The sequence below is a fragment of the Verminephrobacter eiseniae EF01-2 genome, assembly GCF_000015565.1.
Classification (GTDB): Bacteria; Pseudomonadota; Gammaproteobacteria; order Burkholderiales; family Burkholderiaceae_C; genus Acidovorax; species Acidovorax eiseniae.
In genome coordinates this window covers 5,243,560-5,260,538 of record NC_008786.1, presented here as the reverse complement: position 1 = coordinate 5,260,538, position 16,979 = coordinate 5,243,560, and the positions used below count along the sequence as shown (strand labels likewise).

Genomic DNA, 16,979 nt, shown 5'->3' with positions numbered 1-16,979 from the left:
GGGGCAAACATCACTCCTGCGCTGCCTGGCTGCGTACTTTGGCTTGCAGGCGTTCCTGCACGGCTGGCGAGACGAACTTGTGCACCTCGCCGCCGAGCGCGGCGATTTCGCGCACGAAGGTGCTGCTGATGAACTGGTACTTGTCGCCGGGGGTGAGGAACACGGTCTCGACCTGGGGCATCAGGCTGCGGTTCATGCCGGCGAGCTGGAATTCGTAGTCGAAGTCGGTCACGGCGCGCAGGCCGCGCACCATGGCTTTGCCGCCGCGCGCGACCACGAAATCGCGCAACAGGCCGGCGAAGCTCTCCACCTGCACCCGGGGGTAGTTCTTGACTGCGTCGCGCACCATCTCGATGCGCTCGTCGAGCGCAAACAAGGTCTTTTTGTGATGGCCCGCCGCCACGGCCACGATCACGCGCTCGAACAACTGGGTGGCCCTGCGCACCACGTCTTCATGGCCTAGCGTGATCGGGTCGAAGGTGCCGGGGTAAACGGCGAGCAGGTTCTGGGCCATGGCTGCTTGTCTCCTTCCTGTGGGGCGGCGCAATCGGGCGCTGGCCGCTGCCGGGCCGCGTGCGCGCATTATGCAGGGCCTGCGGGGCCGGGGCGCAGCAGGTGCGCGTGCACCGCGCCGGCTTTCAGATGGCGCTGCAGCACCAGCCCGAGCGGGGCCAGTTGCGCGTCGCTCCAGGCGCGGGGCGCCTCCAGGTAGACGAAGCCAGTCGCCGCCACGGCCCGGGCTGCGCATTGCAGCGCCGGCTCGAACAGCGCGCTGTCGAACGGCGGGTCGAGCAGCACCAGATCGATGCTGGCGGGCGCCGCCTGGCGCAGCGCGGCGATGCCATCGCCGCGCCGTATCTGCAGGGCGCAGGCCGGCAGGTGCCGTTCATCTGCAGCGCCGGCTTGCAGGCGCTGCTGCAGGCCGTGCAACCGGGCCACCAGCGCGGCGTCGCTGTCGATCAACTGCACCGCCGCCGCGCCACGCGAGGCGGCTTCCAGGCCCAGCGCGCCGGTGCCGGCAAAGGCATCCAGGCAGCGCCAGCCAGCCAGGTCCTGCCCGAGCCAGTTGAACAAGGCGGCACGCACGCGCTCGGGCGTGGGGCGCAGGCCGGGGTGGCGGGCCACGGGCAAGCGGGTGCGCTTCCATCGCCCGCCGATGATGCGGATGACGCCGGGGGCATCGGAGGTGGCGCCGGGTGGACGGCCTTTGGCCGGTGCAGCGCCTGGTTTGCGGCCTTTGGCCGGTGCCGTCGATTTGCGGTCTGCGGCAGGAACCTTTGGCCTGCTGCCTGTGGCAGCAGGGGCCTGGCCCGGGCGGCCACCGGGCAGGGCCCGCCGGCGCGGCGTGGCGCGGCGCACTGGAGAGCCTCCGCCTTCGGCTGCGGTATGAGCGCCTTCGGGCGGCCGTGCGGCGATCGATGAGGCACCTTCGCCTTCGGCTGCGGTATGAGTGCCTTCGGGCGGCCGTGCGGCGAAGGATGGAGCACCTTCGCCTTCGGCTACGGTATGAGCGCCTTCGGGCGGCCGTGCGGCGCTCATGGCCGGCCACCGACCACCACGGTCACCATGCGCCCGGGTTGCAGTTTGCGGGCCATTGCGGCGCGCACGTCGGCGACGGTGAGGGCCTGCACCTGGCTCGACCATTGCTCCAGGTAATCGAGCGGCAAGTCGTTCCAGGCGATGTTGGCCACATTGCCCAGCAGTTTTTCGTTGCTGTCGATGCGCAGCGCAAAGCCGCCGATCAGCTGGTCTTTGGCGGCGCGCAATTCGGCCTCGGTGGGGCCGTCGGCGACAAAGCGGGCGATCACTTCGCGCGCGATCCCGACGGCCTCGGCGGCCTGGTCGGGGCGGGTTTGCAGGCCCACGGTGAAGGCGCCGGCGTGCAGACCGGCGGCAAAGTAGCTGTAGACGTTGTAGCTCAGGCCGCGCCGTTCACGCACCTCGTGGGTCAGGCGCGAGACAAAACCGCCTCCGCCCAGAATGTGGTTGCCCACCAGCAGCGCCAGAAAGTCCGGGTCGCGCCGCGCAAAGCCGGGCTGGCCGATGAGCACGTGGGCCTGGGCCGAGGCGAACGGGATGTTTCGCTCCAGCGCTGCCGCCAGGGCCGCGACCTCGCCCACGGCCGGCAGCGGCGCGCAGTCCGGGGTCGCGGGCAGGCGCGCCAGCAGCGTGGCCACCAGCGTCTGCGCTTGCGCGCGCGAGACGGCGCCGACGATGCTCACCCGCGCGCGGCAAGCGGCGATATGCCGGCGGTGAAAGTCCTGCATGTCGGCCACGCCGATGCGCTCGAGCGTTTGCGGCGTGGCGCGCACACCATAGGGATGCTGGCCGTACACGGCGGCGGCAAAGGCCTGGTCGGCCACGTTGGCGGGGCGGGTGTCGTCTTCCCGGAGGCGGGCGCTCCAGCGCTCGCGCTCGCGCTGCCACGGGGCGTCGATCCAGGCGGGTTCGGCGATCTGCCGGGCTGCCAGGCGCGCGGCCTGCGCGAGCAGCGGCGCGTCGGTCAGCGAGCGCAGCGCATAGTGCAGCGCGTCGTTGTCGGCGTTGGCCTGAAAGCGGGCGCCCAGGTCGGCCCAGGCTTGGCCCAGGCCGTTTTCGTCCAGCGGCGGCTCGGTGTCCGTGCCTTGCACGCCTTTGCCGGCCATGGTCGCCACGGCGCTGGCCAGGCCGGCCTGCGCGGCCGGGTCGCGGCGGCTGCCGGCGTCAAAGTCGATGCGCAGGTCCAGCATCGGGATGGCCGGGCTTTGCACCAGCCAGACCCGGGCGCCGCTGGGCTCGGTCCAATGCTCGATGGGCAGCAGCGCCCAGGCCGGATGGCAATGAACGAGGGTCGATGCGCCGATGAGCAATGCGCGTGCAGCTATGTTTTTGATGGTGAGCATGGGGTGATCCCGGGCGGGTTCAGCGGATGGCGGCGTCGTGGGGCGACGACAGGGGCGCAGTGCGCTTGCGTGGGGCCAGGGGTTGCGGCAGCAAGGTGGCCACGGTGAGTTGGTCGTCGCCAAAGTACCTGGCGGCCACGGCCTGCACCTGCTCTGGCGTGACGCTGCGCAGCAAGGCCAGCAGGCGCTCCTGGGCGTCTGGGGCAAATCCCTGCGCCCAGTTGCTGCCCAGTTCCTGCGCCTGGCTGATCATCGAGTCGCGCTGGTACACGCTGGCGGCGATCCATTGTGTCTTGACCCGGTCCAGTTCCGCCTGGCCCACCCCGTCGCGCGCCACGCGCGCGACTTCGGCGCGCAGCGCGTCTTCGACCTGCTGCGCTGCCCGCCCGGCTGCGGGCACGCCGCTGAGCAGGAACAGGCTCGGGCCGCGCCCGATGACCAGTGCAGAACTGCTGGCGCTGTCGGCCACGGGCTGCGCGCCCTGGGTCAGCGCCCGTTCGAGCCGGGCGCCGTCGTAGCCGCTGAGCACGGCGGACAGCATTTGCAGCGCCAGGGCGTCATGGTCGGCCTCGTCCAGGTTCTGCAAGCGCGCGAGGCCGGGCACGCGAAACGCCAGCGCCACATAAGCCTGCTCGGCCGGCGCCTTCACGGCGATGCGGCGCAGGCCCGGCTGCGCCGGCTCGGTGCGCGGCTTGCGCACGGGCAGGGCGTGGGCGGGCAGGCTGCCGTAATACTTTTCGGCCAGCGCGCGCACCTGTGCCACGTCCACATCGCCGACCACCACCACGGCGGCATTGCCGGGCTGGTACCACTGGCGGTGGAAGGCGCGCACATCGTCGGGCGTCATCGCGTCGAGGTCGCTCATCCAGCCCACGACCGGGCGGCGGTAGGGCGAGGCGTTGAAGGTGGCGGCAAAGAGCTGCTCGATCAGCAGGGCGCGGGGCTGGTCTTCGGTGCGCAGGCGGCGCTCTTCCTTGACGACCTCGATCTCCTTGCGGAACTCTGCGTCGGGCCAGTCGTTGTTGGCAAAGCGGTCTGCTTCGAGCCGCATCACCTCTTGCAGGTGCTGCGCCGGAATCTGCTGGTAGTAGCCGGTGTAGTCGCGGGCGGTGAAGGCGTTTTCACGCCCCCCCAGGGCCGCCACGCGGCGCGAGAATTCGCCCGGCGGCACGGTTTTGGAGCCTTTGAACATCATGTGTTCGAGCGCATGGGCCAGGCCCGAACTGCCATCGACCTCATCCATCGAGCCTACCCGCACCCAGACCATGTGCACCGCCGTCGGCGCGCGGTGGTCGGGCTGCACGATCAATTGCATGCCGTTGGCCAGCGTGAACTGCTGCGCTCCACAGGCCGTGGTGATGGCTGCCGGGGTGGGAGGGCAGGGCGGTGGCGTTGCCGCAAAGGCAGCCCCGAAAGACAGGCCGACCAGCAGGCCCGCGAGGGTAGGAATGCGTTTCATAGAATGCAGTGATTCCAAGAGCCCGCCAAATGTTCAGTTTTTTCAAAAAAAAACCCGCGCCCGTGCCGGCCGACGCACCTGCTGCGGCCAGCGCGGCGGCGGCCGAACCTGGCGCCGAGCCTGCGGGCCTGGGCTGGCTGCGCAACCCGTTTGCGTCCCCGGCGCCCGAAACCCCGGCAGCACAGCCGGCCGCACCAGCGGTGGCGGCCCCTGCTGCGGCACCTCCTGCTGCGGCCAGCGCGTCCCCGGCCGGGCGCACCGGCTGGCTGCTCCGTCTCAAGTCCGGTCTGCGCAAGACCGGCAGCAGCATCAGCACGGTTTTTACCGGCACGCAGATCGATGATGCGCTGTATGAAGAACTGGAAACGGCCCTGCTGCTGGCCGACACCGGCGTCAAGGCCACCGGCCATCTGCTGGCCGAGCTCAAGCGCCGCGCCAAGGAGCGCCGGGCCACCGACCCGGCAGCCGTCAAGGCGCTGCTGGCCGAGGCCCTGGCCGAGTTGCTGCGCCCGCTGGAAAAAACCCTGGTCATCGGCGCGCACCGCCCCACGGTGATCATGGTGGCTGGCGTCAATGGCGCGGGCAAGACCACCTCGATCGGCAAGCTCACCAAGCATCTGGCGGATGCCGGCGCTACGGTGCTGCTGGCGGCGGCCGACACCTTTCGCGCTGCGGCGCGTGAGCAGTTGGGCGTCTGGGCCGACCGCAACATGGTCGAGATCGTCGGCCAGGAGGGCGGCGATCCGGCCGCCGTGGGCTTCGATGCCGTCAGCGCCGGCAAGGCGCGCGGCAAGGACGTGGTGCTGGTGGACACCGCTGGCCGCCTGCCCACGCAGTTGCACCTGATGCAGGAACTGGCAAAAATCCGCCGCGTGATTGGCAAGGCCGACGCCGGCGCGCCCCACGAGGTGCTGCTGGTGCTCGACGGCAACACCGGCCAGAACGCATTGGCCCAGGTGCGCGCCTTCGATGACGCGCTGCAACTGACCGGGCTGATCGTGACCAAGCTCGACGGCACGGCCAAGGGCGGCGTGCTGGCCGCGATTGCGCAAGAGCGCCCGATACCGGTCTATTTCATCGGCGTGGGCGAAAAGCTCGAAGACCTGGAGACCTTCAACGCGCGCGAGTTTTCCCAGGCCCTTTTGGACTGAGCGGTTTGGCGTCTGCCGGCACCACGCGCAGCAAGCCCTCCGAGGCCAGTTTGTTGCGCATGCGCCGGGTCATCGACTGGGTGCTGGTATCGGGCGCCGTGAACATGAACAGCGTGCCCTGCGGACTGGCCCAGGTCAGTTGGGTGCGGACCACATGCTCATTGGTGGTCAGATCGACCCAGGCGCCGACCACGAAATCGGCATACGGGTCGGGGTCGCCCGGTTCGCTCACCTCCGGGGCCGGCGCGGCGACTGTCGCCCGGGTATTTTGCGTCTCTGCGGTGCTTTCCTCGAAAGCCGCCTGGTGCAAGCCCACCAGCCGCTGCAACAAGGCGCTGGTCTGCGCGGGCGGGTAGTCGATGCTCACGAGGCCCGCGCGCAGTTGGGCCAGCAGCGCCGGAATGACCTCGTTGAGCAGCGCCGTGTTTTGCCGCGTCAGACCGGGCTGGGCGCTCCATAGCAGCGCCGGGATCAGCCTGCGGTAGCCCTGCGGATCATCGTTTTCGCCAGCTCCCGGCTCCTGCCGGCGTTCTTGCCCATCCTCGCCCTGCGTCAACTGCGCCAAAGCCACCACCTCCGCCCAGGGGCCGGTGGCGAACTCCAGGATGTCGGCCGGCACCTGCCCGATGTCGGGCAACTCGCGGATGTCGGCCGCCACCTGTTCGGCCAGCAGTTTGCGTCGCTCGGCTTGCTGCCGATCCTTGCTTTTCTGCTCTTGCGCGTTCCATTGCGTCTGCCAGGCATCGAGCACGGCGCCGAAGAGGTCCGCATCCTTGGGCTGGCTGGTGGACAAATGCTGTACGGCCTGGGTCGTCAGGTGCATGAACTGGCTGAACCCGGGCGTCGCCTCTTGTGTGAAGGCCAGACTGCGCTGTGTCAGCGTATCGAGCAGGCGGCGTGCGGGATGGGCGCCGTCGGTGAAAAAGCGGGCGTCGGTTTGCGCCAGTTGCAGCAGGGCAGGCTCCAGGCTTTTCACGGCTTGCCGTACAGCGGGCAGCAAACGCGCATCGCGTGCAATCTGCTCCAGCATCTGGCCCACATCCATCGCGTCGGCCGGGCCGGGCGGGTCAGTCCCGTGGGGCATGAGGCCCGTCGACATGTCCACATCCAGTGCGAGCCTGTCCGTGTCGGGCACCGCGCCCTCGTCGTCCCCGACCAACTGCGCCAGCACCTGTTCGAGCAAGGCCATGTCTTCCATGATCTCGGTCGCCGGATCGGAGGGCCTGTGGCCTTCGGGCAATGGGCATGGCATGCCGGCCGTACTGGCCGCGCCGATATGCAGATCCCAGCCTGGCTGCCAATCCATGTTATTCTCTCTCTCTCTCTCTCTCTCTCTCTCTCTCTCTCTCTCTCTCTCTCTCTCTCTGCGCTTTGGAGAGGAGCGGCCAGCACAGTGTAGTCCAGCGGCTGCACACCTTGCTCGTACAGGTCATGGGCGGCATTCCTGTATTCCTGCGCCAGCAACACGCCAAGGAATTCGCCCATCTGCTGCATCCAGATCTGCCGCACCGGGGTGCTCACACCCGTGTGCTCCAACACTTGCTGCAACGCGCGGACGTAGTTGCCGGGCCGCAATGGGTTGTGTCCGGACTGGACATCCGGCAGTCCCTGCGCAGCGCTGACCAGCGCGTCGAGTTCGGCCAGTTCGGTCTGAGTATCGTGCAACACGGATTGCTGTATATCGGACGATTCCGTCCGTTCTTTGACCAGCATCAGGAACCGGACCGGCCCGTCAGGGTCTGGCGCGGCCCACCCGGTGGCCTCGGTCTGCCGCTCGGCAAACTGCCCCAGCAGGGTCTCGGGGTACGCCTCGATCAGCGCCGGGCGGTGCTGATCGAGCAGGCGCAGGCTGTCGGCGATCAAGCGCTGTGGCTCGCGCTCGTTCTCCCCTTTGGATACCAAGGCCCTGTGCGTGGACTGCAATAGTTGATCCATCAGGGCTTGGCTCCGGTGGATGGCGTTGACGACGCAGTGGCGCAATGCGGCGGTCAAATTCAGCGCGAGCAGGGTCATGTGTGGAGGTGCAATAATTATTCCCGGTTACAAATCTTACTTTACTTCGATCATTGTGTCTCAGCCCAGAGCTTTGAAACGCATGCGTTTGGGTTTGGCGCCTTCTTCGCCGAGGCGCTTTTTCTTGTCCGCCTCGTATTCCTGGTAGTTGCCGTCGAAGAATGTCCACTGGCTGTCGCCTTCGGCGGCCAGGATATGCGTGGCGATGCGGTCGAGGAACCAGCGGTCATGGCTGATCACCAGCACGCTGCCGGCGTATTCGAGCAGCGCGTCTTCCAGCGCGCGCAGGGTTTCCACGTCCAGGTCGTTCGAAGGCTCGTCGAGCAGCAGCAGGTTGCCGCCCGCAATCAGCGTCTTGGCCAGGTGCAGGCGCCCGCGCTCTCCGCCCGAGAGCAGGCCGACCTTTTTTTGCTGGTCGCCGCCGTTGAAGTTGAAGCGGCCCGCATAGGCGCGGCTGGCCATCGTGAATTTGCCGATGTTGATCATGTCCAGGCCGCCGGAGATGTCCTGCCAGACGGTCTTGTCGTCCGACAGCGCGTCGCGGTGCTGGTCGACGAAGGCCATCTTCACGGTGGCGCCGATCACCACTTGGCCGCTATCGGGTTGCTCGCGGCCTGCGATCAGCTTGAACAGCGTGGATTTGCCGGCCCCGTTCGGGCCGATGATGCCGACGATGGCGCCGGCCGGGATGGTCATCGACAGGTTGTCGATCAGCACGCGCGCGCCAAACGATTTGCTGACGTTGTGGAACTCGATCACCTGCGAGCCCAGGCGCTCGGCCACGGGGATGAAGATCTCCTGGGTTTCGTTGCGCTTTTGGTATTCGTAGTCGCTCAGTTCCTCGAAGCGGGCGATCCGCGCCTTGCTCTTGGCCTGGCGGCCCTTGGCGTTTTGGCGCACCCATTCGAGCTCCTTCTTGAGCGCCTTGGCGCGGGCTTCTTCCCCCTTGTTTTCAGACTCCAGGCGGGCCTGCTTTTGCTCCAGCCAACTGCTGTAGTTGCCCTTGTAGGGGTGGCCGTAGCCCCGATCGAGTTCCAAAATCCACTGGGCCGCGTTGTCCAGGAAGTAGCGGTCATGGGTGATGGCCACGACGGTGCCGGCAAAGCGGTGCAGGAACTGCTCGAGCCAGTCGACGGACTCGGCGTCCAGGTGGTTGGTAGGCTCGTCGAGCAGCAGCATGTCGGGCTTGGACAGCAGCAGCCGGCACAGCGCGATGCGGCGCTTTTCGCCACCGGACAGCACCCCCACCCGGGCCTCCCAGGGGGGCAGGCGCAGCGCGTCGGCGGCGATTTCGAGTTGGTGCTCCGAATCGGTGCCGGCGGTGGCGATCAGGGCCTCCAGGCGGGCCTGCTCGGCGGCCAGCGCGTCAAAGTCGGCATCCGGCTCGGCGTAGGCGGCGTAGACCTCCTCGAGCCGGGCCTTGGCGGCAAACAGCTCGCCCAGGGACTCATGCACGCTCTCGCGCACGGTGTGCTCGGGGTTGAGCTGGGGTTCCTGGGGCAGGTAGCCGATCTTGATCCCGGGCATCGGGGTGGCCTCGCCTTCGATCTCCTTGTCGACACCGGCCATGATCTTCAGCAGGGTCGATTTGCCCGAGCCGTTCAGGCCCAGCACGCCGATCTTGGCGCCGGGCAAAAAACTCAGGGAAATGTCCTTGAGGATCTGCCGCTTGGGCGGCACGGTCTTGGAGACGCGATTCATCGAATAAACATATTGGGCCATTGTTTGTCCAGGCTGCGAAGCAGAAAAACAGCGCAGAAAGTTCTGCGCGCACACCCGGATTATCGGGCCATGCGACAATGCGCCCCGTGACGGGATCCAGTTGCCCGCCACATCAGCACACCGCTGGGGACGAAGGAAGCCGCTTCCGGGCTCCCGCTTTTGAACCTCATCAGCCTGAGACTGGCTTGGCAACCCACCGGTTGCACGACAGGCCGATACCCGCTAGCCGGCGCCCCGGACGGGCGCATCCACCGACATGACATTCGATGAACTGAACCTGGCTCCTGCCATCCTGAAAGCCGTGCATGAAACCGGCTACGAAACCCCCACCCCGATTCAGGCCCAAGCCATCCCTGCGGTGCTTGCCGGCCATGACCTGCTGGCCGGCGCGCAGACCGGCACCGGCAAGACCGCCGCGTTCACGCTGCCGATACTGCACCGCCTGTCGCAAAACCCGGCCGCAAAGAACAAATTCGGCGGCAAGGGCATCCGCGCTCTGGTGCTGACCCCCACCCGCGAACTGGCCGCCCAGGTGGAAGAGTCGGTGCGCGAATACGGCAAGTACCTCGCCATCGACTCGACCGTGGTGTTCGGCGGCGTCGGCATGGCCCCCCAGATCGAGCGCTTGCAGCGCGGCGTGGACATCCTGGTGGCCACCCCCGGCCGCCTGCTGGACTTGCAGCAGCAGGGCTTCGTCGACCTGGCCAGCGTGCAGGTGCTGGTGCTCGATGAAGCCGACCGCATGCTCGACATGGGCTTCATCCAGGACGTGAAGAAGGTGCTGGCCCTGGTGCCTGGCGACAAGCAAAGCCTGCTGTTCTCGGCCACCTTCAGCGACGACATCCGCGAGCTGGCCAACAGCCTGCTCAAGAACCCGCAAAGCATACAGGTCACGCCGCGCAACAGCACCGTGCAGCGCATCGCGCAGGTCATCCACCCGGTGGGCCGGGGCAAGAAAAAGCAGGTGCTGCGGCACATCATCGAGCAGCATGACTGGAGCCAGGTGCTGGTGTTCACCCGCACCAAGTTCGGCGCCAACAGCGTGGCCGAGTTCCTGACCAAGAACGGCGTCAACGCCATGGCCCTGCACGGCAACAAGAGCCAGAGCGCCCGCACCCAGGCCCTGGCCGATTTCAAGAACGGCGACATCCGCGCCCTGGTGGCCACCGACATTGCCGCGCGCGGCATCGACATCGACGAACTGCCGCATGTCGTCAACTACGAAATCCCCAACGTCCCGGAAGACTACGTGCACCGCATCGGCCGCACCGGCCGCGCCGGCGCCACCGGCCAGGCCGTGAGCCTGGTCTGCATGGACGAAGAAGGCTTCATGATGGACATCGAGCGCTTTACCCAGCAACAAATTCCGGTGCAGCCCATCGAAGGCTTCGGCCCCGAGCCGGGCGAAAAGGCCGAACCGATCGCAATGGGCCGCCAGACCCTCTGGGGCGGCGCAGGCAAGCCCCCCAGCCGGGAAGTGATGCAGGCCGCCGCCAGGGCCGCCCGCAGCGAAATGCTGGCGCGCATCCGCACCAACCAGGCCGGCCAAGGGAACGGCCAGAGCGAACGCGGCCCGCGCCAGCCCTATGGCGGCCGCAACGGCGGCCCGGGCGGGGCCGGCAACAGGGGGCCGGGCGGAGCACGCAATGGCAGTGGCGAGCCGGCCGGACCCCGGGGGGCACCGGCCCGCAGTCGCGGCCCGCGCCCGGAATCTGTCCGTGGCCCGCGTCCGGAAGGCGGCGCTTACCGCAACGACGACGCCCAACCCCCGCGCCCCAACGCCCACCTGGGCACGCACGGCGGCCACGGCAACCTGGGTCAGCGCAATGGCGGCAATGGCGGCGGCCAGCCCGACCCGATGCGTACCAGCGTGGACAGCATGGCAGAGCGCGGCCGCCGGGGTGGCGCCGGCTATCGCAAACCCGAGGGCGGCGGCTATGGCGCTGGCCGGGGCCCCGGCCAGCGCGGGCCAGGCGGTTCGCGCGGCCCTTTCAACCGCTGAGCCATCCCCCTGAGCGCTCCTGCAAGGCCACCATCGTCAGAACCCGCCATGACCATGCACCCTTTCTCGCGCCGCAGCGCCCGGCCGTCGGCACTCCGGGCCGCTTTGCTGCCGGCACATGGCACCGCCTGCGTGCTGCTCGCCGCCTGGCTGCTGACCGCCTGTGGCAGCACCCCGCTGCCGCCCTGGCCGGCCACGCCGACAGCCCCCCGGAGCGCGGAACAGCCGGCGGCATCGCGGCCGCAGGCGCTGCCCGCGCCGACGGGCCCGGCCGCGGTGAGCCGCCCCCTGCCCGATCACGCCCCGTTGGTGGTGCAAGGCGCAGGCCCGATGGCCGCGCCAGCCGTGCTGCCATCCGCGCCACCCGCGCCACCCCCCTATGGCGCCGCCGTCGCCGCCCGGTTCCCGGAGCCACCGATGGCCTATAGCACACCAGGGCTGCGCCCGGAGCGCCGGGCATTCACCACCAACGCCGAACTGGGCCAGTGGCTGCGCGCCCTGGCCGACAGCGCCGCGCAGGGCACGGCGACTATGGCGACGACGGCAACGACGCGCGCCAGAGTGCTGACCATCGGCAATTCGCAGCGCGGCGAACCCATTGCCGGCCTGCTGCTCACCCGCGCTGCCGGCACCGACCCCGCCAGCCTGGAGCGCAGCGGCCGCCCCACCGTGGTGCTGATCGGCCAGCAGCATGGCGACGAGCCTGCGGGCAGCGAGGCGCTGCTGGTGGTCAGCAGCGAACTGGCCCAGGGCCTGCTGGAACCACTGCTCGATCGCATCAATGTCGTGGTCGTGCCCCGCGCCAACCCCGATGGCGCACAGGCCGGCACCCGCGTCACCGCCAATGGCCTGGACATGAACCGCGACCACCTGCTGCTCGACACCCCCGAGGCGCGCGCGCTGGCCCAGGTGGTGAACGACTACCGGCCGATTCTGGTGCTCGACGCGCATGAGTTCACCGTGGCCGGCCGCTATCTGCAAAAGTTCAACGCCATTCAGCGCTACGACGCGCTGCTGCAATACACCACCACCGCCAACTATCCCGAGTTCCTGACCAAGGCTTCCGAGGAGTGGTACCACCAGCCGCTGCTGGCAGCGCTCGCGGCGCAAGACCTGACGAGCCATTGGTACTACACCACCTCGACCGATATGCAGGACCAGCGCCTCTCGATGGGCGGCATACGGCCCGATACCAGCCGCAACGTCAATGGCCTGAAGAACGCGGTCAGCCTGCTGATCGAGACCCGTGGCGTGGGCATAGGGCGCATGCATATACAGCGCCGCGTGCACACCCAGGTCACGGCCATCGCCAGCGCCCTGCGCAGCACGGCCGAGCGGGCCGCCGATCTGGAGCAGGTGCGCTCTTTCGTGGCGCGGGAGGTGAGCGCCCAGGCCTGCCGTGGTCAGGTGGTGGTCGAAGCTGCCGCCACGCCAACCCGGCGCGAGTTGGACTTTCTGGACCCCGACACGGGCGCCGACCGCCGCCTGAGCGTCGTCTGGAACTCCTCGCTGACCTTGCGCCTCGTCAAGGCACGTTTTCGCCCCTGCGGCTACTGGCTGGCAGCGAGCGCCACAGCCGCCGTGGAGCGCCTCAAACAACTGGGCCTGCAAGTCATGCGCATCGCCGAGCCTGGCGCCATGCTGGCCGAAACCTACCTCGAAACCGCGCGCGAATCCGGCGACCGGCAGGACGTGCGCGGCAGCATTGCCGGCAACGCAGGCATCCTGCGGGTGCAGGTGACGCCGATGCGCCGCGCCATCGACGCGCCCGCCGGCAGCTTCTATGTGCCGCTGAACCAGCCCCGCGCCCCCCTGGCCGTGGCGGCGCTGGAGCCCGACACACAAAACAGCTACTTCGCCAACCGGGTCATTGCCGATCTGGCCGATATCGCGCGCGTCATGGCCATCCCGGCCCTGGTGTTCGACGAGACCGAATAGGGGCAGGGGCGGTGGCCGGCATGGCGCAAGGACTTGCCGCGCCCTAGTGTCGCGTCACCGATCATCTGTCGGTCTGCGCTGGCCATCGAAGCGCATCGCGGCGTTGCATCGCTTGCCAATACAGCTCGGTATGGGCAAGCGCTGCGCCTTGCGCTACGCTCCGACGGCTGCGCGCAGCCTGCGACATCTGATCGGTGACGCGACACTAGCGCATCAGCCGCGTCCAGATCCTGTTGCGCAATTCCATGGCTTTGAGGCTACAGATCTGGTTGGGCCGGAAGCGCTTGCGCATTTCGTCGCCGGGATTCACGCCGGGGTCGGCACGCAAAGCGGCATTCATGAATTGGTCCGCACCCCTGATGGCATTGTTGTAGCCAGTGAAGTTGGAGGCGATGGCAATGTTCTCTGGAGCCATCATCCAATCGATGAATTTCCTGGCCCCTTCGGGATTTTTTGCGCCCACGGGAATCGCAAAATTATCGTTCCAGAAAGGCACTCCTTCGCGTGGAATCACGAACACGGCGGTCTTGAGCTTTTCCCTGGTGCGGAAGGCGCTACCGTTCCACTGGTGATGCATTATCACTTCCCCGGCTTGCATGCGTTCAATGGTTCCATTCGAGTTGTACGTGGCCAGAAAGGGTTTTTGTTTTTCGAGAACGTTCAGAATCCTCTGACCGGCTTTCGGGTCTTCGGTACATTGGTCTATGCCCAGGTACAGGGATGCGGCGGAAAATATGTCGTTTGCATCATTCAGCGCCGCTACCCGTCCCTTGAGCGCGGCGGGGGGTTCGAAGAACGATTGCCAACTGTCTTCGAGTTTGCCGCCCGGAACGCGCGCGCTGTCATATGTGAAACCGGTGACGCCCCACATATAGGGCGCGGAGTATTCCCGTTTTGCGTCAAAGGAAGGCTTGTCCAGCGGGGGCATGACGTTCTTGAAGTTGGCCAGCTTGCCGGCCTCGAACCGGGTGAGCAGCTTTTCGTCGATCATGATCTTTATCATGTAATCCGTCGGAACGATGACATCATAGCCGGCAGCCCCGGCCTTGATTTTGGCCAGCAATGTCTCATTGGAATCGTAGACATCGAGGTGCACTTTGATGCCGGTGTCTTTCTCGAATTTCTTCAGCAAGTCCGGTGGAATGTAGTTGGACCAGTTGTATAAATTGATGGCATCTTCGGCATGCGCTGCTCCGGAGAGCAAAATACCGGCTGTCATGGCCAGGGCGGCCAGTTTGGTCACGATTTTCCCAAGCATCTTCATCTCCATCGGATCAAAAATCAACGGCGGTCGCGCTGGCCAATCCACCACGAAAGACCGACAAACACCATGGATGCGATCAGCAGCAAGGCCGCCAGGGCGTTGACTTCCGGCGTGATCCCCATGCGCACCATGCCAAAGATGTAGACCGGCAATGTGGTGGCGCCGGGGCCGGCGACAAAGAAGGTGATGACGAAGTCATCCAGCGACACGATGAATGCCAGCATCGCGCCGCTGATGATGCCCGGCATCAACAAGGGCAGGGTGATCCGGCGGAATGCCTGCCCGGGGGATGCGTACAGATCTGCCGCCGCCTCGACCAGCCGCGGGTCCATGTTCGCCAGCCGCGCCCGTATCGGCAGGTAAGCGAACGGAATGCAAAACACGATGTGCGCTATCGTCACCGTGCGCAGCCCCAAATCCATGCCCAAGGACAGAAAAAACAGCAGCGATGCCACGGCAGTGACGATTTCCGGCACCAGCAACGGCAGCCCCAACATGCCGCTGATCACGTTCTGGCCCTTGAAATTCCGGCGCGCCATGGCCAGCGCGGCCATGCCGGCGAAGACCGTGGAGACGACGGTGGCGACACATGCCACCAGCATCGAGTTTCCGGCCGCCCGCAGGATGTTCGGGTTGTCAAAGACAATGCCGTACCAGCGCAGGGACAAACCGGTCCACAGGGTGGCCACGTTGTTTTCATTGAACGACAGCAGCACCAGCAGCACGATCGGCAGGTACAAAAAGACCAATGCGATGCCGAAGTTCAATCCCAGCCCGGGAAAGCGCCACAGCGCGGTGTTGCGGTGGGTCATGTGTCCAGAGCCTTTTTGAACCGGCGCGTATACAGCAACATGCCTGCCAGCACGATCGAAAGCAATGCGAAAGCCAGTGCCGAACCGAAGGGCCAATTGCGTGCCACGCCGAATTGCGACTGGATCAGGCTGCCAATCATCATTTGCTTGCCACCCCCCAGCAGTTCCGGGATGTAATAAGCGCCCAGCGCCGGAATGAATACCAGCAGGCAGCCCGCGACAATCCCCGGCATGGCCAAAGGGATGACGATCCGGCGCAGCGCCATCCACCGCGTAGCGCCCAGGTCCAGCGCCGCTTCGAACAGACGCCAGTCCATTTTTTCCAGGCTGGTATAAATTGGCAGCACCATGAAGGGCAGATAGGCGTAGACCAGACCGATGCCTGTCGCCAGCGGGGTGTACAAAATGTTGAGTCCCCCGGTCTGAAAGCCCACCAGGTTCAGGCTTTGTTCGATCACTCCGCCGTTGCGCAGCAACAATATCCAGGCGTAAGTGCGCACCAGCAGGTTGACCCAAAATGGAATGGTAATCCACAGCAGCATGTGGTTGCGCTTGCTTTCTTCCTGAAGGGCAATGTGCAAAGCCAGCGGAAAACCGACACCGAGGGTAATCACCACGACGGCCAGCGCCAGCCCGAATGATCTGGAGAATATGGCCATGTAGTCGGTATTCAGGACCCAATGGCCATCGAGGTCCAACTCCATGAAAAAGCGCAAATAGGCATCCGTCGTCCAATGCCCCCAACGCACGCCGCCGTAGGGGGCGGCTTCGAGCAGTGACATCACAGCCACCCACAGCATCGGCAGCACCATGAACAGGCCAAGGGTCGCCAATGTGGGTGCCAGCAGCAGCCACTGTCCCCAGCGCTGGCTGAAGCGTCGCAAGGCAGGCGGGGCAATGCGCGGCATCTGCATGGTAGTTCCAGTCAATCGTTCAGCCGCCGCAATGCGGCTGCATCCAGGCGCAGACCCACTGCATCGCCGACCGCAAACACCTGCGCCGCACCCTGCGCGTTTTGCGTTCGCACACTGCACAGTGCCTGGCCCTGGAGTTGCACTGAGTAGGTGGTGTCATGCCCCATGTACACCAGGTTGCGCACGGTGCCCTGCAATACGGATGCGCCTTGGGATTGCAATGCGGCCGCCATTTCGGCGGTGATCAATTGCAGCCGCTCGGGCCGCACGGCCAGAGTCAGTGGCCCCGTCCACGAACTGTCGGGCAAGGCCATCCGTCCGGCATGGCCGAAGTCCAGCACGCCCTCTTGCGCGATGGCGCGCAAGAGGTTGGTTTCACCAATGAAACTTGCGACGAAGCGGTTCGTTGGCCGCTCGTATATTTGCGCCGGCGACCCCACTTGCTGGACTCTGCCTGCGCACATGACTGCAATGCGGTCCGACATCGTCAGGGCTTCTTCCTGGTCATGCGTCACGAACACGAAGGTGATGCCGGTCTCGCGCTGCAAGCGTTTGAGTTCTACCTGCATTTCCTTGCGCAGTTGCAAGTCCAGCGCGGACAGGGATTCGTCCAGCAGCAGCACACGCGGATGGGTTGCCAGTGCGCGGGCCAAAGCCACGCGCTGCTGCTGTCCGCCCGACAACTGCGCGGGTTTGCGCGCGCCCAGTTCCGTGAGCCGCACCAGTGCCAGCATTTTTTCTACCGTCGCGTTGATTTGCGCTGCGGGTTTGCGCTGCGGGTTTGCGCTGCATCTGCGGACCGAAGGCGATGTTTTGCGCCAC

Annotated in this window: 13 protein-coding genes and 1 pseudogene; 3 read left to right on the top strand and 11 right to left on the bottom strand. The window is 66.5% G+C overall.

Annotated features, from left to right (window positions below; all coding sequences use genetic code 11):
* Nucleotides 1-10: 10 nt before the first annotated feature.
* The 4 genes from coaD to VEIS_RS23065 all read right to left on the bottom strand — a co-directional run bounded on the left by coaD (nucleotide 11) and on the right by VEIS_RS23065 (nucleotide 4,341).
* Nucleotides 11-514 carry a pantetheine-phosphate adenylyltransferase gene (gene coaD / locus VEIS_RS23080; protein WP_011812436.1) on the bottom strand — a complete coding sequence of 168 codons (504 nt, stop codon included), beginning with the start codon at nucleotides 512-514 and terminating at the stop codon, nucleotides 11-13.
* A 68-nt stretch (nucleotides 515-582) separates the two neighbouring features.
* Entirely contained in the window at nucleotides 583-1,329 is a 747-nt protein-coding gene (locus VEIS_RS23075) for an RsmD family RNA methyltransferase (protein WP_049774111.1), read from the bottom strand.
* Between the two features lie 206 nt (nucleotides 1,330-1,535).
* Nucleotides 1,536-2,882, bottom strand: a complete 1,347-nt coding sequence (locus VEIS_RS23070; protein ID WP_011812434.1) for a M16 family metallopeptidase — start codon at nucleotides 2,880-2,882, stop codon at nucleotides 1,536-1,538.
* Between the two features lie 19 nt (nucleotides 2,883-2,901).
* The gene (locus VEIS_RS23065) at nucleotides 2,902-4,341 is read right to left on the bottom strand and encodes a M16 family metallopeptidase (RefSeq protein WP_011812433.1); all 1,440 of its coding nucleotides are present in this window, start codon (nucleotides 4,339-4,341) and stop codon (nucleotides 2,902-2,904) included.
* 29 nt (nucleotides 4,342-4,370) lie between these two features.
* Between VEIS_RS23065 and ftsY the strand changes: the two genes are divergently transcribed.
* Nucleotides 4,371-5,492 (top strand): signal recognition particle-docking protein FtsY, encoded by a 1,122-nt coding sequence (ftsY, locus tag VEIS_RS23060; RefSeq protein ID WP_011812432.1) that lies wholly within the window; start codon nucleotides 4,371-4,373, stop codon nucleotides 5,490-5,492.
* Here ftsY and VEIS_RS23055 read toward each other — a convergent pair.
* The 3 genes and pseudogenes from VEIS_RS23055 to ettA form a co-directional block, all read right to left on the bottom strand.
* Complete coding sequence (locus VEIS_RS23055) at nucleotides 5,455-6,798, bottom strand: DUF1631 family protein (RefSeq protein WP_011812431.1); 1,344 nt, start codon at nucleotides 6,796-6,798, stop codon at nucleotides 5,455-5,457. The genes ftsY and VEIS_RS23055 overlap by 38 nt on opposite strands.
* Before the next feature lie 83 nt (nucleotides 6,799-6,881).
* Nucleotides 6,882-7,427 (bottom strand): annotated as a pseudogene (locus VEIS_RS31775) (DUF1631 family protein); the annotation flags it as partial.
* A gap of 138 nt (nucleotides 7,428-7,565) precedes the next feature.
* Nucleotides 7,566-9,227 carry an energy-dependent translational throttle protein EttA gene (gene ettA / locus VEIS_RS23045; RefSeq protein WP_011812430.1) on the bottom strand — a complete coding sequence of 554 codons (1,662 nt, stop codon included), beginning with the start codon at nucleotides 9,225-9,227 and terminating at the stop codon, nucleotides 7,566-7,568.
* Nucleotides 9,228-9,483: 256 nt separating this feature from the next.
* On the opposite strand from ettA, the gene VEIS_RS23040 reads away from it, so the two are divergent.
* Together VEIS_RS23040 and VEIS_RS23035 are read left to right on the top strand one after the other, a co-directional pair.
* Nucleotides 9,484-11,229: a DEAD/DEAH box helicase gene (locus tag VEIS_RS23040; protein WP_011812429.1), complete on the top strand. Its 1,746-nt coding sequence runs from the start codon at nucleotides 9,484-9,486 to the stop codon at nucleotides 11,227-11,229.
* A gap of 48 nt (nucleotides 11,230-11,277) precedes the next feature.
* Complete coding sequence (locus tag VEIS_RS23035; RefSeq protein ID WP_086014381.1) at nucleotides 11,278-13,167, top strand: M14 family metallopeptidase; 1,890 nt, start codon at nucleotides 11,278-11,280, stop codon at nucleotides 13,165-13,167.
* Between the two features lie 205 nt (nucleotides 13,168-13,372).
* On the opposite strand, the gene VEIS_RS23030 is transcribed toward VEIS_RS23035, so the two are convergent.
* The 4 genes from VEIS_RS23030 to VEIS_RS31290 all read right to left on the bottom strand — a co-directional run bounded on the left by VEIS_RS23030 (nucleotide 13,373) and on the right by VEIS_RS31290 (nucleotide 16,891).
* The gene (locus tag VEIS_RS23030) at nucleotides 13,373-14,425 is read right to left on the bottom strand and encodes an extracellular solute-binding protein (RefSeq protein ID WP_011812427.1); all 1,053 of its coding nucleotides are present in this window, start codon (nucleotides 14,423-14,425) and stop codon (nucleotides 13,373-13,375) included.
* A 23-nt stretch (nucleotides 14,426-14,448) separates the two neighbouring features.
* Nucleotides 14,449-15,243, bottom strand: coding sequence for an ABC transporter permease (locus VEIS_RS23025; RefSeq protein WP_011812426.1), 795 nt, complete (start codon nucleotides 15,241-15,243; stop codon nucleotides 14,449-14,451).
* Nucleotides 15,240-16,055 carry an ABC transporter permease gene (locus VEIS_RS23020; RefSeq protein WP_198137924.1) on the bottom strand — a complete coding sequence of 272 codons (816 nt, stop codon included), beginning with the start codon at nucleotides 16,053-16,055 and terminating at the stop codon, nucleotides 15,240-15,242. Before VEIS_RS23020 ends, VEIS_RS23025 begins: the two co-directional genes overlap by 4 nt.
* Before the next feature lie 113 nt (nucleotides 16,056-16,168).
* Nucleotides 16,169-16,891 carry an ABC transporter ATP-binding protein gene (locus VEIS_RS31290; RefSeq protein ID WP_011812424.1) on the bottom strand — a complete coding sequence of 241 codons (723 nt, stop codon included), beginning with the start codon at nucleotides 16,889-16,891 and terminating at the stop codon, nucleotides 16,169-16,171.
* Between the last annotated feature and the right edge of the window lie 88 nt (nucleotides 16,892-16,979).

Excerpts from the sequence above, each read along its gene's own strand:
- VEIS_RS23020 (WP_198137924.1), bottom strand. The coding sequence starts at position 16,055 with ATGGTGCTGCCGATGCTGTGGGTGGCTGTGATGTCACTGCTCGAAGCC.
- VEIS_RS31290 (WP_011812424.1), bottom strand. The coding sequence starts at position 16,891 with ATGCTGGCACTGGTGCGGCTCACGGAACTGGGCGCGCGCAAACCCGCG.
- VEIS_RS23040 (WP_011812429.1), top strand. The coding sequence starts at position 9,484 with ATGACATTCGATGAACTGAACCTGGCTCCTGCCATCCTGAAAGCCGTG.
- VEIS_RS23030 (WP_011812427.1), bottom strand. The coding sequence starts at position 14,425 with ATGCTTGGGAAAATCGTGACCAAACTGGCCGCCCTGGCCATGACAGCC.
- VEIS_RS23025 (WP_011812426.1), bottom strand. The coding sequence starts at position 15,243 with ATGACCCACCGCAACACCGCGCTGTGGCGCTTTCCCGGGCTGGGATTG.
- ftsY (WP_011812432.1), top strand. The coding sequence starts at position 4,371 with ATGTTCAGTTTTTTCAAAAAAAAACCCGCGCCCGTGCCGGCCGACGCA.
- ettA (WP_011812430.1), bottom strand. The coding sequence starts at position 9,227 with ATGGCCCAATATGTTTATTCGATGAATCGCGTCTCCAAGACCGTGCCG.
- VEIS_RS23035 (WP_086014381.1), top strand. The coding sequence starts at position 11,278 with ATGACCATGCACCCTTTCTCGCGCCGCAGCGCCCGGCCGTCGGCACTC.
- VEIS_RS23055 (WP_011812431.1), bottom strand. The coding sequence starts at position 6,798 with ATGGATTGGCAGCCAGGCTGGGATCTGCATATCGGCGCGGCCAGTACG.
- VEIS_RS23065 (WP_011812433.1), bottom strand. The coding sequence starts at position 4,341 with ATGAAACGCATTCCTACCCTCGCGGGCCTGCTGGTCGGCCTGTCTTTC.
- coaD (WP_011812436.1), bottom strand. The coding sequence starts at position 514 with ATGGCCCAGAACCTGCTCGCCGTTTACCCCGGCACCTTCGACCCGATC.
- VEIS_RS23070 (WP_011812434.1), bottom strand. The coding sequence starts at position 2,882 with ATGCTCACCATCAAAAACATAGCTGCACGCGCATTGCTCATCGGCGCA.